14 protein-coding genes are annotated in these 15,647 nt (G+C 64.9%); 6 read left to right on the top strand and 8 right to left on the bottom strand.

Going from position 1 to position 15,647, the window contains the following annotated elements; translation table 11 throughout:
• Positions 1–23: 23 nt before the first annotated feature.
• Positions 24–1,940, bottom strand: coding sequence for an NHL repeat-containing protein (locus C7402_RS18080; protein WP_116611523.1), 1,917 nt, complete (start codon positions 1,938–1,940; stop codon positions 24–26).
• 255 nt (positions 1,941–2,195) lie between these two features.
• Between C7402_RS18080 and C7402_RS18085 the strand changes: the two genes are divergently transcribed.
• Positions 2,196–2,594, top strand: coding sequence for an FKBP-type peptidyl-prolyl cis-trans isomerase (locus tag C7402_RS18085; RefSeq protein ID WP_112172370.1), 399 nt, complete (start codon positions 2,196–2,198; stop codon positions 2,592–2,594).
• A 203-nt stretch (positions 2,595–2,797) separates the two neighbouring features.
• On the opposite strand, the gene C7402_RS18090 is transcribed toward C7402_RS18085, so the two are convergent.
• Entirely contained in the window at positions 2,798–3,691 is an 894-nt protein-coding gene (locus C7402_RS18090; RefSeq protein WP_116611524.1) for a LysR substrate-binding domain-containing protein, read from the bottom strand.
• Between the two features lie 165 nt (positions 3,692–3,856).
• On the opposite strand from C7402_RS18090, the gene C7402_RS18095 reads away from it, so the two are divergent.
• The 3 genes from C7402_RS18095 to C7402_RS18105 are packed head-to-tail and all read left to right on the top strand — an operon-like array spanning position 3,857 to position 5,600.
• Positions 3,857–4,399 carry a sugar ABC transporter gene (locus C7402_RS18095; RefSeq protein ID WP_116611525.1) on the top strand — a complete coding sequence of 181 codons (543 nt, stop codon included), beginning with the start codon at positions 3,857–3,859 and terminating at the stop codon, positions 4,397–4,399.
• Positions 4,400–4,409: 10 nt separating this feature from the next.
• The gene (locus C7402_RS18100; protein ID WP_116611526.1) at positions 4,410–4,736 is read left to right on the top strand and encodes a hypothetical protein; all 327 of its coding nucleotides are present in this window, start codon (positions 4,410–4,412) and stop codon (positions 4,734–4,736) included.
• 18 nt (positions 4,737–4,754) lie between these two features.
• A complete protein-coding gene (locus tag C7402_RS18105) occupies positions 4,755–5,600 on the top strand; it encodes an MBL fold metallo-hydrolase (RefSeq protein ID WP_116611527.1) in 846 nt (281 codons plus the stop codon).
• 4 nt (positions 5,601–5,604) lie between these two features.
• Here the strand turns inward: C7402_RS18105 and C7402_RS18110 are convergent, their stop codons facing one another.
• Positions 5,605–7,284, bottom strand: coding sequence for an AMP-binding protein (locus C7402_RS18110; protein ID WP_116611528.1), 1,680 nt, complete (start codon positions 7,282–7,284; stop codon positions 5,605–5,607).
• Positions 7,285–8,250: 966 nt separating this feature from the next.
• Between C7402_RS18110 and C7402_RS18115 the strand changes: the two genes are divergently transcribed.
• Complete coding sequence (locus C7402_RS18115; protein WP_425273789.1) at positions 8,251–8,514, top strand: BON domain-containing protein; 264 nt, start codon at positions 8,251–8,253, stop codon at positions 8,512–8,514.
• Positions 8,515–8,564: 50 nt separating this feature from the next.
• Here C7402_RS18115 and C7402_RS18120 read toward each other — a convergent pair whose 3' ends face one another.
• Positions 8,565–8,882: a hypothetical protein gene (locus tag C7402_RS18120; protein WP_116611530.1), complete on the bottom strand. Its 318-nt coding sequence runs from the start codon at positions 8,880–8,882 to the stop codon at positions 8,565–8,567.
• A gap of 93 nt (positions 8,883–8,975) precedes the next feature.
• Complete coding sequence (locus tag C7402_RS18125) at positions 8,976–9,857, bottom strand: LysR substrate-binding domain-containing protein (RefSeq protein ID WP_116611531.1); 882 nt, start codon at positions 9,855–9,857, stop codon at positions 8,976–8,978.
• An 89-nt stretch (positions 9,858–9,946) separates the two neighbouring features.
• Here C7402_RS18125 and C7402_RS18130 point away from each other — a divergent pair, with 89 nt between their 5' ends.
• On the top strand, positions 9,947–10,714 hold the full coding sequence (locus C7402_RS18130; protein WP_116611532.1) for a sulfite exporter TauE/SafE family protein: 768 nt from the start codon (positions 9,947–9,949) through the stop codon (positions 10,712–10,714).
• Positions 10,715–10,862: 148 nt separating this feature from the next.
• On the opposite strand, the gene C7402_RS18135 is transcribed toward C7402_RS18130, so the two are convergent.
• From C7402_RS18135 to C7402_RS18145, 3 genes are read right to left on the bottom strand one after another with little or no spacing between them, the layout of a single operon-like run.
• Positions 10,863–12,578, bottom strand: a complete 1,716-nt coding sequence (locus C7402_RS18135; protein ID WP_116611533.1) for a cyclic peptide export ABC transporter — start codon at positions 12,576–12,578, stop codon at positions 10,863–10,865.
• A gap of 40 nt (positions 12,579–12,618) precedes the next feature.
• Positions 12,619–14,718, bottom strand: a complete 2,100-nt coding sequence (gene fhuB, locus C7402_RS18140) for a Fe(3+)-hydroxamate ABC transporter permease FhuB (protein ID WP_116611534.1) — start codon at positions 14,716–14,718, stop codon at positions 12,619–12,621.
• Positions 14,715–15,647 carry an ABC transporter substrate-binding protein gene (locus C7402_RS18145; protein ID WP_116611535.1) on the bottom strand — a complete coding sequence of 311 codons (933 nt, stop codon included), beginning with the start codon at positions 15,645–15,647 and terminating at the stop codon, positions 14,715–14,717. Before C7402_RS18145 ends, fhuB begins: the two co-directional genes overlap by 4 nt.

Genomic DNA, 15,647 nt, shown 5'->3' on the forward strand with positions numbered 1-15,647 from the left:
ATCGGTGAGGTTGGAGGCCCGTATCACGGATGCCAGCGATAGACCACAACACTCGATCCGTTGTAATTGTCCTTCGTGATCACATATTCGCCGGTCGAGCGCAAAAGTGCGCGAATGCCGTACATCGAATCGACGTCGTTGCCGACATCCAGGGCCGATGGATTCGAGTTGGTCAACGTAGTCACCAGGCTGCCCGTGTTGAGGTCGAACACGTCGATGTTCGGCACCGTATGCACATAGCCGACAAACAGATAGTGGCCCGCCGCCGCGATCGATTTCGGGTTCGCGCTCGTGAGGTCGATCACGGGGCTCGGCGCGCTCGTGTTGCCTGCTTTCCAGCCGTGATACACCTCGATGTGCCCGTTCATCGCGGTCCAGTCCCAACTTCCCGCAATGCCTTGAGCGAGGATCATCGTGTCGCTGTCCGACTGGTAGACGATGCGCGTGAGCGGCAGCGCGGTGCGCGGGATCTGCGTCACGATGGCCGCGCCCCATGACGGCTTGCCGGTCGCGTCGAAGCCCGTCAACGGATAGTGGTAGAGGCGGTTGGTGCGGTCGAGACCGGCCCAGATGTCGCCGTTGCCGTCGATGGCGAAGCCGGCTGTCACCTTCAGATCGGTGTTGAAGGACTTGCCGGGCAGCGAGCCGTCCGGAATCGCAATGTAGCCGTTCGCCGCATTGAAATGATAGAAGTTGAACGCGTCGGGGTTCTGGCCCGAGGCGACGAGTATGCGATTGCCGCCCACCGACACGAGCTGGCCGAAGTGCTGGCCGCGCTGGTAGTCGTTCACGTTCAGGCGCGGGTCGTTCGGCCAGGTGAACGGATCGATTGTGTTCGCAACGAATGTGCCGCCCGCCGTGCCGGTATAAATGTTGTTGCCACTGTAGAACCAGGCGCCGTCGGTTGCCGGGTCTGGCGCGGCGATCGCTTCGAAATTCAGCGCCTGCAAGGTCCACTGGAGCGTGCCCGTGGGGCTGTACGAGTGAAGGTCGGTGCTGCCGTTGCGGCCGAGGTCCCAACCGCCGCCCCATGCGTTGTTCAGCACGTACAGATTCGCGGCGGCATCCTTGCCGATACCCACCACACGCGTGAAGCGCTTGTCGCCAACCTGCCCCTTTATGCCCGTCGTGGTGTCGAGATAGCCGCCCTGCACGCCGAACGTGCCCACCTGCGCCGGTACGCCGGTCAGGGCGTATCGCTTGATGTTCATGTCGGGCCCCTCGTCGCCGACCAGCAACTGGTTCGTTGCGGCGTCGTAGTCGAGCGCCGAGGGCCGCGCGCCCGCCGCCATCTGGATCGTGTTCAAGGCGGCGCCGGTGGGGCTGAACTGGGCGATCACGCCCGCGCTCTCGCACGCGACCCACAGGTTGCCCGCGCCGTCCGTTGCGAGCGCACCGGGTTGCTTGACGCCGATGTCGCGTTGCCACACGCCGTCGGTGGTGTAGACGCGCACACGGTTGCCGTAAAAGTCGCTTGCGTACAAGAGCGATCCTGCCGTGGCGAGCCCGGTGATCACGTCCGCGTACGGAATGCCGGTCCACGTGCTCACGCCAATGCGCAGGTCGCGGGTGTTCGTGCCGCGGTTGTAGCGTCCCACGGACCCGCTGCCGTACGTCCGGCTATAGCCGAGCGCCACGAAGATCGACGTGGCATTGCCCGTGATGGCGCCGCCCTGGAACTCGTCGTGCGCGCCGATGGTGCCGAGCGCGGCGCCGTTCTGGTAGATCGCCACGCCGCCCGCGTTTTCGTCCCAGCGCGACGCCGTGTAGATCACCCCTTCGGGCGCGACCCACATCGAGCGCGCGCCATTGCCGACGTGCGCGGCGAGCGTGCCGTACGTGTTCGCGAGCCAGTCGGTCGTGTATTGCGCGTGAGCGCTGCTCGCCAGCGTGGCGACGAGCAGCCCCAGCCATGCCGCGCGAATCGGTTGTTTGAACATGCGTGAGTGTCCCGCTGATGTCGCGCCGCGAGAGGGTGAATCGTGGCGCATAAAATGGCTGGTAGTGCGACGACGCCGGATTCGCAAGGGCAGGTTTCGCGATCGTGCGTAAAGGCAGTGTACGCACTAAATGCGAATCACTGCTTCGAGCAGGACACCTTGTAGCGCGCCTCAGGGGCGCGGCGTGACCCGCAACGAATCGGGGCCGCACGAGGATCCCGATATAATCGTCCTGCCATTCAACGAGGACGTTACATGAAATCACTGATCGCCTTTCTCGCCGCCGCTACCGTTGCATCGAGCGCTTTCGCCGCCAACACCATCGAGAAGTTGCCCTCGGGTGTGGTGGTCGAGCACATCAAGCAAGGCACCGGCCCGCAACCCACGGCCAATGACGTCGTGCGCGTCAACTATCGCGGCACGCTCGCGAACGGCACCGAATTCGACAGCTCCGACAAGCACGGCGGCGCGGCGACTTTCCCGCTCGGCCGAGTGATTCCGTGCTGGACGCAAGGTCTCCAGAAGATGAAGGTTGGCGGCAAGGCCAAGCTGACCTGCCCGGCGGCGACGGCATACGGCGACCGCGCAGTCGGCCCGATCCCGCCGAACAGCGACCTCACGTTCGAAGTCGAACTGATCGGCATCGGTCAGTAATGCGAGGGTGAACGCGGCCGGCCATGCATAAACGCCGCGTGTAACACGCCGATTCAGGCGGGCGGTGCGTCCAGCGTGGCGCATCGCGAGAACCGGGCCTGGCCAGACCGTTCTGATCGATAGCGAGCGTGCTTGAGTTGCCGGATTGATTGGTACTGCTGAGTAGTATGCGGGCCAGCACGATGACGCCCGACAAGCGCGATTTAAGGCGTCAAGTCTCGGGCTTCATCAAGAATCCATTTCGCGAATGCCTGTAATGGCGTTTCGCTCAATTCGATCGGCTCCGGCAGAACGAGACAGAAGTTTTTGGTCACGGCTTTGCCGTCGGGCCAGGGCGCGACCAGACGGCCTTGTTCAAGCTCGGTCCCGATGTAGAGACGCGGCACCAACGCCACGCCTAAACCGGCAAGCGCGGCCTCTATCAGCATGGAATGGAGATCGTAACGCGCGCCAACCGCGGAATTGCCAAGCGCGATGCCGGTCTCTTGCGCGTAAATCTGCCAGGCATCCGGATTTTGTCGCCGGTGAAGGCGTGGCAACGCATCGAGCGACGCGTTCGCACCGGCGTTTGCGAGGAGCGCCGGACTGCAAACGGGCACAAGCACCTCCTCCAGCAAGCGATGGAGATGCATGCCCGCCCATGCCGGATGCTCGAAATGAATGGCCGCGTCGAAACCGCTACCGGCAAGAAGGAAGGGCTCCATGCGTTCGGCGATATGCACCGTGATGTTGGGGTACCGATCCTGAAAACGCTTCAGCCGGGGAATCAGCCAGCGGGTGGCGAAAGTCGGAATGGCGGCGATATCGAGGCTCGCGCCCTCCAGAGGCTGCCCCATCACATACAGGCTGTCCCGCTCCAGCCGGTCCAGAATCTCCCGAACCTGCGCCGCGTAGCGCGTGCCGTTGGGTGCGAGCCGCACCCGATTGCCCACTCGCTCGAACAACGCGACACCCAGGAACACTTCCAGCCGGCCAATCTGACGACTGATGGCGCCCTCGGTGAGCGCCAGTTCCTCGGCGGCGCGGGCAAAGCTTCCGTGTCGAGCCGCGGCCTCGAAGGCCAGAAGCGCGGAATTGCTGGGAATCTTGCGTCGCATTGGAGGTTCTCCGGTCAAAATGGGTTCCACGCCAGCTTGATTAAATGTCACGAGAGCCTGACTAAACGTCGATATTCGCGCGGGAAATGCAAGGCTACCATTACATTGCTGCAATGAACATGAATCATTCGCAGAAGGAAGCCCATCCCTCAGAAGGACAAATCGATGATCTATACCGTGGAATGCAGCTTTGCCGATTCCAACTGCGAAGCCGAATGGAACGACTTCTACAGCCTTGAAAAGCTGCCCGCACTCATCTCCGTTAGCGGCTTTCATACGTCGCAGCGCTTCAGATCGATAACCGACGGTTGCCCCGTCTACCTGGCCGTTCACACGATCGACGGACTCGATGTCCTGACGGGAGAGGAATATCGCCAGAAAGGCGGCGGCAATTTCGCCAGGTGGCAGCAACACATCACTAACTGGCATCGCAATCTCTACAGCGATATCGGCCTCGCGCCAGCGGTCAATGCCGACGAACGCCTCGTGCTTTGTGCAAGCGGCCCCGATCCGCTGATCGGGATGGGCCTCGAACCGTTAGCCATGCACGCCGTTGCGCTGGAGAAGTCTCCCGAACGTCGCTGGCTTGCGGTCATGTCTCGCAGTCACGCTCAACGTGTCGGGAGCGTCGCTGAAGACGTCCATCTTTACTCGCCGATGACGGCACAACTGACAAGCTCCCGCACGCTTTCGACGCAGCAGAAATAGCAGGACTGCCATGCCAAATGTGACTTTCTATATTCATGTGGAGCACATGCCGTCCGGCGCGAGCCTTGCCGGGCTATCTCGCGACTGCGTCGAACTCTGCACGAATGTTCTCGAAGCGAAACTCAAGAACGTTCATGTCGTATATGTGGGCGTTCAGCATGGACACGGGCATCCCGTCTTTGTGGAAATCCAATATCGTCTGGAGACGTTTCGTACTCCTTCGGTCATGAGCCGGTTCATGGAAGTCCTGGATCATGCCATCGCTCGCCACACGGGGCTCATGGCGCGTATCCGCTGTTTTGGTTATGCCGCGTCGGATATTCACGCCCGAAACTAACCGGTCAGGAGAAGAACTGTGTCCACCCTTGTCTTTCCAACGCAGCAGGTTGGCGACTTCACGATTACCGCGATCAGCGATGGCTACCTCACCGCGAGCCTCGACTTTCTCTCGAATATCGATGCGTCCGAGGCTTCCAGCATGCAGCGCGATGCGGGGCAAACGGAACCGTCTGCCGTGCATATCAATTGCTACGTGGTGCGAGGCGCGGGCCGCACCGTTCTCATTGACGGCGGGGCTGGCGGTATCAAGCAGTGGGGTGGCCGCCTGAAGCCCCATTTATTGCTCGCGGGCATCGAACCCACCGCGATCGACACGATCCTGCTCACGCACGCGCATCCCGACCATGTCGGCGGGCTGATGGATGCGGCCGGACAAGCGAGCTTCCCGAATGCGGAGTTGGTGGTTCATCAGCGCGAAGTTGAATTCTGGCGGGATGAGGGGAACAGGGCGCGTGCCAGCGAGCGGGCGCGCGGCAACTTCGTGATAGCACGCCAGGTTTTCGATGGCTACCGCGACCGGCTGCGCACATTCAATGAGGGCGAAGTGCTCCCCGGTATCAGCGCGATGCCGCTACCGGGACACACCGATGGACATACCGGATATCTCCTCGAAGCCCGTGATCGGAGTCTTCTTGTCTGGGGGGATATCGTTCATTTTCCTCACATCCAGATTCAACGGCCGGATGTTTCGATTGCATTCGATCAAGACTCGTCCCTCGCCGCGACTACACGATCACGGCTTCTGGATAGGGTCAGTTCGGAGCGGCTTCTGGTTGCCGGCATGCATTTGGGGGAAGCCGGTTTCGCGCGAATCAGGCGGACGCGGGGAGCGTACGGTTTGCATTACGAGAGCGAAGCGTGAGGCATCAGGTCCGATTCACCAGCTGGTCTCGCAACTGTCGCCGCAGCACTTTCCCGACCGGCGTTTTCGGCAGACTGCTCACGAAGACCACCTGCTTCGGCACCTTGTAAGCGGCCAGGCTTTTGCGCGCGAACTCGATCACGTCGGGTTCGCTCAATCCCGAATCGCTTTTCACCACGAAGGCCACCGGCGTCTCGCCGGATTGCGAATCCGCCACGCCCACCACCGCAACTTCGAGAATGCCGGGATGCCGGAAGAGCACGCCTTCCACTTCGTTCGGGTAGACGTTGAAACCGGAGACCAGAATCATGTCCTTCTTGCGGTCGACAATCCGGATCATGCCGCGCTCGTCCATGACCCCGATATCGCCGGTCGCGAAAAATCCATCGGCGCCGATCGCATGCGCCGTTTCCTCGGGCCGGTTGAAGTAGCCTTGCATGACGATGGGCCCGGCGACCCAGATTTCGCCCGGCATACCAGTGGCCACGGCCGCTCCGCGTTCATCGCGGATTTCAATGCGTGTGGAAGGCAGCGGCACGCCGATCGTCCCTTCGAAGTTCGCCACCGTGACGGGATTGGCCGTCACCGCGCCCGCGGCTTCGGATAGCCCGTAGACTTCCAGCACCGGGCTGCCGGTGAGCGTCTGCCAGCGCTCGGCAACGGCTGGCTGGGTCGCGGTTCCGCCACCGAACGTGTTGCGCAATGTCGAGAAGTCGAGCGCGCTGAACTCGGCGTTGTTCATCAGCGCCGTGAATAGCGTATTGAGACCGCCGAACACGGTTGGCCGGTGCGTTGCAAAATCTCTCACGAGGCCGGGAATATCGCGTGGGTTCATCACGAGAATGCAGCGGGTTCCCAAATGAAACGAGACCAGGCATTGGCACACGAGTGCCGCGACGTGGTAAAGGGGCAGCGCGACGAGCGTGGTTTCGCCGCTCGCACGAAACACCGGCTTCACCCACGCGGCGAACATCAGCACATTCGCGAGCACGTTGCCATGCGTCAGCACGACCCCTTTGGGCTCGCCGGTCGTGCCGCCGGTGTATTGGAGGAGCGCTCTTGTCTCGCGGCTCAGCGCCGGTTCGGTGAAGTCCGCGGCCGCACGCGCGCTCATGGCGGTCCTGAAGGCGATCGCGCCGGCGATCGTCCAGGGCGGCACGAGCTTTTTCTTTTTCCGAACGACGTAGTCGACGAGGATGGATCTCGGAAAGTGCTGCATCTCCGCCACGCGCGCCACGATAACGTGCTCAATGGCGACACGGGTGAGCACCTTTTCGACGGTGGCGGCGGAAACCTCCATGACGATGATCGCGCGTGCACCGGAATCCTTGATCAGAATTTCCAGTTCCGGCGCGGTGTAGAGCGGGTTGACGTTGACCACGGTGAGCCCGGCCCGCAGTGCGGCGAACATCGCGATGGGATGTTGCAGGGAGTTCGGCAACATCAGCGCAACGCGGTCGCCGGGTTTCAGACCCAGGTCTTTCTGGAAATAGGCGGCGAGGCGGGTGGCGTGCTCGTCCAGTTGGCGATAGGTGAGATCCACGCCGAACTGATGAAAGGCGATGCGGTTGCCGAATCGTGTAACGGCTTCTTCGAGGAGGGCGACCATCGAAGGGTAGTCATCGAGGTCGATGTCCGCCGCAACGCCGGGGGGGTATTGCGAAAGCCAGGGCAAGTATGACATTGCGTCCTCCGCTGCGGACGGCTCCGACGTTTGCCGCGTCTAACATCCTGTTCGATCATTCCGCAAAGACTGGAATTCGCGATCCATTATCCATAACGGCCAATGCATAATGCGATTCGTCTTCCTTCGTAAGGTAGACGAAATTAATTCGGACTCCAAGCGTATTCTCGCTGTGATGTCCCTGGTGTGCTGTAGCGCACATATGTGCGAAATGTCCGGATGCCGCGTTAGCGATCCGGTCAGGGAAGGCTGTGAAGGAGTTGCTCGGGTATTGCGGCGTGTGCGGCGTCAGCCCGTTTGGTGGCAGCAGGAGGAACCGATGAGCGGGCGCCCGGATGAACGGTCGAGACAGGGGCGAGGATGCTTGAGGCCTGATAGAGACAAACCCATTCCGCGTGCTCTGGCTGCCGCGGATCGATTTCCAGCAACCAGTTTGTCTGGCAAATGCGGCAACCGTAACGTTGCAGGAGCACGGGGCGACGCCCGAGTGGGCGCAGCCGGGTGCGCCCGTCGATGATCCGCAGCCCGTCGTGGGGAGGGACCGTGTCGCCCAGTTGCATTCTTTGGCAGGCTTCGCAGGACATGGCAGTCGGAGTGTCGCTGGACGAGTGACCGACTATAGCACCGCGTTGCGCGCCAGGCGCAGAGTCAGTAGTCGAAGAAAAAGCCCGCACAGGGCGGCCTGAATGCCGATCGAAAGGAGGCAAGTAAGGCGCGCCGCGCAGTATAGACTTTTGATGTTGTGTCGCTCCCGCTCGTGCGCTTATTGAGCGCTGATACGGGCAGTCACGATACGCATCGGGTTATTCCTCTGATTTTTAGCCGCGACACGACGCTGTGCCTGCGCGGCAACGACAGGAGCCGGTCATGAATTCAAACCTGCGATGCGCCTTGTGTGCGTCTTTTCTGCTGATCTTTACCGGCATCGCGAATGCCCAGTCGGCAACCGCGCCTTCCGATGCGTCGATGGCGCCGGGCGCGACGCCCTCGGCATCCAGCACGACGAAGTCGGACCGGGCGCTCGCGCGTGCTGTGCGGCGCGCATTGTCGAAAGCGCCGGGGTTCAATGTTTCCGGTGTTTTCGTTCGCGCGCGCGACGGCGCCGTGACGCTCAGCGGCACGGTTCGAAATGGCGACCAGATCCGGCAGGCGGAAGACGTTACGCGTTCGGTGCCGGGCGTGAACTCGGTATCGAACAAGCTGACGCTATTTCACGGCGGGAACGGTTGATACGGCCGCTTGCGGAGCGGAGCCGTCGATCAAACAGGCGGCTCCCATCCTCACTCCCTGGCACATCGCGAAGGTCCGCTCGTTATCCGCGAGAACAGTTTTCTTGCGGCTCGAACGCAAAGACCCAGACAGATGAGCAGCATGCCAAGCAGGATCATTACGCCGGCCATGCCCGTGACCGCGCCGCCCACCCCTTGTCTCGCCGAATCGACCACCACGAGCGTTCCGAACGCAATAAGGCCCAGCGCCACGATGTAGTACATCCGTCGCAACAGCGTCGCGCCGCCCGGCGCGGGCCGCCAAATGTTGTACAGGCCAACGGCGACGGCGCATACGTACATGATTAAGGCTAGATACGTCGTTAGCATGATTTTGAGCCGCCGGTGTTGTCAAAAATGCGAATGTCGATCCCTGGCAGTCCTTGATGGTTCCTGGAGGCGGTCGTCGAACCATGAAGGCGTCTACGGCGCGCTCTGCCGCAGTTGCTCGGCCAGCAGGCCGGCGTGCGGAGTCAGTGCGGAAAAGTCGCGCGCGCAGAGGTAGAGCCGTCGCGTGGACCACGCTTCCGATAGCGGCAGGACGGCGAGGTCGCGGCGCAGCGTTCTGGCCAGCCCTTCGGAAAGGATGGAAACGCCGATGCCGGCTTCCACGTGCATGACCACATGGTCGACGTTGCGCAACTGGATGCGGTAGTCGAGCTGCCGCCCCAGACGTGATGCACGTTCCGCGAGATGCGTTTCGAGCGCCGTGTCCGCCATGCCCACGATGGGCTCGTCGAGGATATCGGTAAAGGCAACGTCCGATTGCCGGGAGAAACGATGCGAATGGCTGGCGACCACGACGAGCTGGTCACTGGCGATCAGGTGCGTTTGCAGCGTGCCGAGATCCGTGATGTCCGCAACGACACCCAGATCCGCGCGTCTGTCCATGAGGGTCTGGACGATCTCGGCGCTGGGCCGCTCCTCCAGATCGATCGACAGGTCGCGATGCGCCGCCAGAAATCGGCAGAGCTGCGGCGGCAGGAACGCCGCCATGGCGGCGGTGTTGGAGAGCAGCCGGATGCGCCCTTTCAGGCCCGTTGCGTAGGTCCGCAGTTCCCCGCGCATCATTTCGACCTGGCCCAGGATCGAACGCGCATGACGGACCAGCGCGTCGCCCGCAGCGGTCGTGCGCACGCCGCGACGGTTGCGTTCCAGTAACGGCGCGCCCAGCGCCGCTTCCATGCTGGCCATGCGCTCGCTGACCGATGCCAGCGCCAGATGCATCGCCTGGGCGCCATGTGTGAGGCTGCCGCATTCCACCACGCTCAGGAATAGGCGCAAATCGGTCAAGTCGAAGCGCATGGGCGATTGTCATGGGTTCGGATTTTCCGAAGTCTAGCACCGGAATTGCCAGATTGTCGGAATGCGGGGTGGCGACTAACATCGCTGGCATGAACTCGACGGCCTTGATTTTTTCAACGGGATTGCTGGCAGGCGCGATGAATGCGCTGGCAGGGGGCGGCTCGTTCGTCAGTTTGCCGGCGCTGATCGCGGCGGGCGTGCCTCCGGTTCAGGCGAATGCTTCCAGCACCGTCGCGCTGTTCCCTGGCGGCCTGGCCAGCGCGTGGGCGTATCGCGACGGCCTGCGGCCGGTGGGCGCCGTGTCGCTGCGCGCGCTGCTCGCGACGACGCTGTGCGGCGGCTTCGCGGGCGCACTGCTGTTGTTGTGGACGTCGTCCGCGGCGTTCACGTTCGTGCTGCCGTGGCTGTTGCTGGTGGCTTCGATCGCACTCGCGTTCGGCAGGCGCATGGGCGAGGCGTTACGCGCACGCTGGCACATTCACGCGCGTGCGGTGCTGGCCGTTCAGTTCGCGCTTGGCGTCTACGGCGGCTACTTCGGCGGCGCGGTGGGCATCATGATGATTGCGATGTGGGGCCTGCTCGAAAACGCTGACCTGAAACACCTCAACGCGCCGCGCACGCTGCTGGTCAGTGCCGCCAACGTCGTGGCGGTCCTCGCTTTCATTGTCGCCAATGCGGTGCGCTGGCCCGAGACGCGGGTCATGCTGGTGGGCGCGATCATCGGCGGATACGTCGGGGCGCGCATCGGTCGCCGGGCGTCGCCGCGAATTATCCGCGCCCTCACGTTGCTGGCCACTTCCTGCATCACGCTCGCGTTCTTCGTGAAAACGTACGCGCCCCTGCTGCTGCATCGCTAATTCGATGAGGACACCATGCTCAGCGCCTTGCTGGAAACCATCGGAACACTGGGTATCCTGGCGAGCCTCGCGGTGCGGTTGCGCAGGCGCCGACGCTGACCGGCTGGCGTATCGCTGCGTCGAGGTCGTGAAGCCGGGCGGGATCCCATCACGATCGGCGCGCGGCGAACGCCATTGCTGTGTCGCGCCCCGGCTGCACCGCTTCGACGATGCGCCCGTCTTCAAGCCGGATAACCCGGTCGGCGGCGTCGAAATAGCGGTCGTCGTGCGAAATCACGATGAGTGTTTTGCCCTGGCGTTTGAGGTCCGGCAGGATCTCGGTGTAGAAAATGCGCCGGAATGTCGGGTCCTGGTCGGCGGCCCATTCGTCGAGCACCATCACCGGGCGGCCCTCCAGATAAGCATGCACGAGCGCGAGTCGCTTGCGTTGCCCGGTCGACAGATCCGTCGTGCTGAACATGCCGTCTCGCACCGATACCTTGTGCGCGAGCGCGAGCCGCTCCAGATAGCGTTGCGCTTCGTTCTCACGCGTGTGCTCGCCGGGCAGCAATGTGTCGAACAAGTGGTAGTCGGAGAAGACCGCCGAAAAAAGCTGGCGGTAGGCGTCGAGCCCGTCGGCGCGAACCGGTGCGTCGTCGACGAGCAGCGCGCCGCTGTCCGGCACATAGAGACCGAGCAACAGCTTGAGCAGGGTTGTCTTGCCGCAGCCATTCTCGCCAACGATAAAGAGCGTTTCGCCGCGGGTGACGGTCAGCGAAAGCGGCCCGAGCGCGAAGCCGGCCATATCGGCCGGCGCGCCTGCATGGCTGTCGTCCTGCGGCGCGGGAAACCGGTAGGTGATATCGCGCAGCGTGATGGTGTGGAACGCGTGGGCATCGAACGCCTGCGCATGGCGTGGCGTCGCGCGAGGCGGCGCATCGAGCAGCGCGGGCTCGCTGCTCGAAAACCGTGCGGAAAGCGCCGCAATGCGCCTGAGCGCGACTTGCGCTCGCCCGATGGACGGCAGCGCGCCGACGATCTCCTGAATCGGGCCCTTCATGTAGAGCAGCACGAGCACGAATCCGGTCAGCACGCTGCGATCCGCATGGGCCGCGCCGCCTTGCAGCACGAGCATGAGACCGACCACGACGAAGAACAGCAGCGAGCCGAACGCGTTCGCACTCACGAACACATTGGCGGCGCGCACGCGCAGTCGGAAAATCGCATCGATCGTGCCGGACAGCTCATGGCCGTAGACGAAGGCGCGGCGCTCGCGGTTGATGCGCAACTCCTTGGCGCCGTCCACCATCGCGCGATAGTGCTTTTGCAGGCGATCTTCGGCTTCACGGGCGGCGCCGAAGCGGCGAATGCCCACGCGCCTCGCGAGCGACTGCACGATCGAGCCGAGTGCGATGGCGACGAGCGCAATGAGCAGCAGCATCGGCGAGAGCACGAACAGATAGCCGAGGCAACCGGCGATGGTGGCCGTTGCGATGGCGAGGCTCGAAAACATGAAGGAAAACGTGCTGATCGTATCGATGTCCTGATTGAGCGCGGCGATCAGCCGATGGCTGCGAAACTGCTCGATCTCGCTGATCGGCGCGGCGATGATCTTCGCGCAGAGGTCCTTGCGCAACGCCGCGATCACGCGCTGCCCGACAACGTTGTTGCCGATATCCGAGATCACTTCGCCCGCGAGCGCAAGCGCGCAGAGGCCGGCGAAGCTCGCAACGAAGGTCGGCAGCGCGGCGTCGCCGTCGTGCAGCGTGCGGTTCGTGAGGGCGAGCAGCGCCGCCGTGGCGATGCCGCTCGCCGCGCCCATGAGCGTTGCGAGCGCCGAGATGGGCCACAGGCGGCGCAGCAGCCGGAACAGGTGGGAGAGCATGGTTTTCTCCGTCGTTATTCTTGAAGATGCAGTGGGGAAATCAGGCGGCGGAGGCGCGCCGCGCGAGCAGCCACATGAGCCACGGCGCGCCGAAAAGCGTTGCAACCAGGCCGGCCGGCAGTTCGCGCGGCAACAGCAGCGTGCGCCCGAGCCAGTCGGCAATGACGATCGTGAGTCCGCCGATGGGCGCGGCGAGCAGCAACTGGTCGAGCGGACGCCGCGCGCCCGCGAGGCGGGCGAAATGCGGCGCGGTGAGTCCCACGAACGACAGCGGCCCGACGATCAAGGTCGCTGCGGCGCTTAGCAATGCGGTGAGGGCGAGCAGCGCGCCGTGCGCAAGCGGCGTGTGCACGCCGAGCGCGCGTGCGCTGGCGTCGCCGAGCGGCAGGATCGCGAGCAGCCTGCCGGTGAGCGGCGCAAGCGCGGCGAGCACGAGACTGAGTCCGAGCGCGAGCATCGCGTCGCGAGGCGTGACCGTGTAAGTGGAACCCGAGAGCCAGGTGAGCAGGGTGGCCGCCCGTTCGCCGCCGCCGGCGATGACCACGGCCACCACGGCCTGAAACAGCGCGCCGATCGCAATGCCCACGAGCAGCACGCGTTGCGGTGCGAACGCCGAGCGGCGCGCGAACCAGAGGATGGCGAGCAGCGTCGCGAACGCGCCGCCGGACGTGGCCGCAAGACGCGCGCCGTGCCCAGCGTCGGCCGCGCAGGCCACGAGCGCGATGAAGCCGAGCGCGGCCCCGGCGGACACGCCCAGCACCTCCGGACTCGCGAGCGGATTGCCGGTGAGCCGCTGCAACAGGGTGCCTGCCAGCGCGAGCATGACGCCGGCCGCGAAGGCGGCAATCTCGCGCGGCGCGCGCCAGATCGCGACGTGCGAGAGATCGGCGAGGCTGCTGAACTGCCAGCCATGCACGCCCCGGCCGAAATCGAGCGCGAGCACCAACGTTGTGGCGCTCACGATTGCGATCAGCGCGAAGCGACGCCGGATCGACATGGCGCGAGAGACTCGACGCGATATCGAAGCGACGGCGTCGAGCCGCTGCGTGCGCGGCATGCGCGCGAGCAGGAGCAGCATGAGCGGCGCACCGAACAGCGCGCTCGCGGCACCCGCGGGCACCAGTTCGCCGAGCGCGTTGGCCAGCGGTTGCACGGCCTGATCCGTGAGCCAGAGCAGCAGCGCGCCGCACAACGGCGCCAGCACGAGGCGCTGCGCCATGCGTCGCGCGCCCGCGAGCTGTGCGAGAGCGGGCGCGGCGAGCCCGATGAAACCGATCACGCCAACCGTGCTCACCACGGCGGCGCTCAGCATGACGGCGAGCGCGAGCGCGGCAAGCCGCAGGCGGCGCAGTGCGAGACCGAGGCTGCGGGCGTTGGCGTCGTCGAGACTGAAGAGCTGGAGCGGGCGCAGCAGCAGCCACGCGAGCGCGCCCCCCACGGCGAGCCGGGGCGCGAGCGCGGCGACATCGCTCCAGTCCTGCTGGACGAGCGAGCCGCCGCCCCAGATGAACAGGCCGCGCAGATAAGGCGTGTGAAAGAGCTGGAGCGCGACGCTGACCGAGCCGCACCAGAGCGTCACGACGAGACCCGCGACGGCGACCGTCACCGGCGCGAGGCCGCTGCGCCACGCGAGGCCGAACACGATGGCCGCGGCGGCCAGCGCGCCCGCGAGCGCGACCGGCTCGCGCGCGAGACCGTGAGCGGCGAGCGAAGCGGGCGCCCAGAGCGCGGCGAGCGTGAGCGCGAGCTGGGCCCCGGCGGAAATGCCTAGCGTCATCGGCTCGGCGAGCGGATTGCGCAGCACCTGCTGGAAGATCGTGCCCGCGAGGCCGAGCGTCGCGCCCGCGAGCCAGGCGGTGACGATGCGCGGCAGCCAGCTATCGTGCACGATGATCTGGCGGATGTCGCGCGCATCGGGCGAAAGGAGCGCCTGCCACCACAGCGAGCGTGGCGCGACAGCGGCCAGGTTGAGCGCCGACAGGCCGACGGCCGCGACGAGCGCTAGCCCGAGCGCCACGACGACGAGCGAGCCGGAAAGGCGCCCGTGCCCGGCGCGCGCCGACGTCGCGAGGGGTGCCTCGGGGGTTGCCTGGGAAGGTGCCTCGGTCGGCGGCGGAGAAAGACGATCGATTCCGCTCATGAGTGGGCGATTCCGGTTGCGTGGGTCGCGCTGGCGGAGGCCGCGAGCAAGGTCCGCGTGATGGCATCGCCGAAGCGGCGCGCCGAGGGCAGCATGCCGAAGCCCCAGAAGGGCGGCAGCGCGGCCACGCGGTCATGGGCGACGGGCGGCAACGCTCGCCACAGGCGGTTCGACGCGAGCGTGCGCGCAACGTCCTGGGGCAGCGGGTCGAAGTAGAGCATGCTGGCGTCGGGCGCGGCGGCCAGCGCCTCCAGCGGCGCGACGCCGATTCCCCAGTAGTCGGTTGGGCCGCGCCAAGCGTTGGCGAGACCGAGCGTGTCGAGCACATCCTGGAACAGGCTGCGCGCGCCATACACGCCGACGTGCCGCGCGTCGAAGAAGCGGATCAGATAAAGCGGCCGTGCGGGCGCGACAGCCGCTGCAAGACGCGCGCGGTTGGCGGCGAGCGCCTGCGCCGTTTGCGCGATGAGGGCCTGCGCGGCCGCCTCGCGGCGGCAGAGCGCGCCCAGCTCGCGCGTGACCGATGCGGCGCGCAGGTAGGGCGCGCCTGCGTCGGTATAGACCGCGAAGGCGCGAACCGGCGCGATGCGCTCCAGCATGTCGCGCTGCGACTCCTGGCTCGAATTGATGAGGATGAGATCGGGAGCGAGCTGTGCGAGCCACTCGAGGCTCGGCGCGAGCCGCAGTCCGACGTCCGGCACACCGGGCGGCACGCGCGGCGTGACCACATTCGCGTTGTAGTCGCCGATTTCGGCAACGCCCGCCGGGACCACGCCGAGCGCGAGCAGCGTCTCGGCAAGCCCCCAGTCGAGCACGACGACGCGCGGTGCGTCGTGTTGCGCGGTAGCGCGGGTCGCCGCGCGCGGCGCGCCGCTGCCAAGCGCCGCCGCGCTGGCGGCCATTGAAAGCAGAAACGTTCGCCTTTGCAT

It is taken from the genome of Paraburkholderia unamae (genome assembly GCF_003096875.1).
GTDB lineage: Bacteria > Pseudomonadota > Gammaproteobacteria > Burkholderiales > Burkholderiaceae > Paraburkholderia > Paraburkholderia unamae.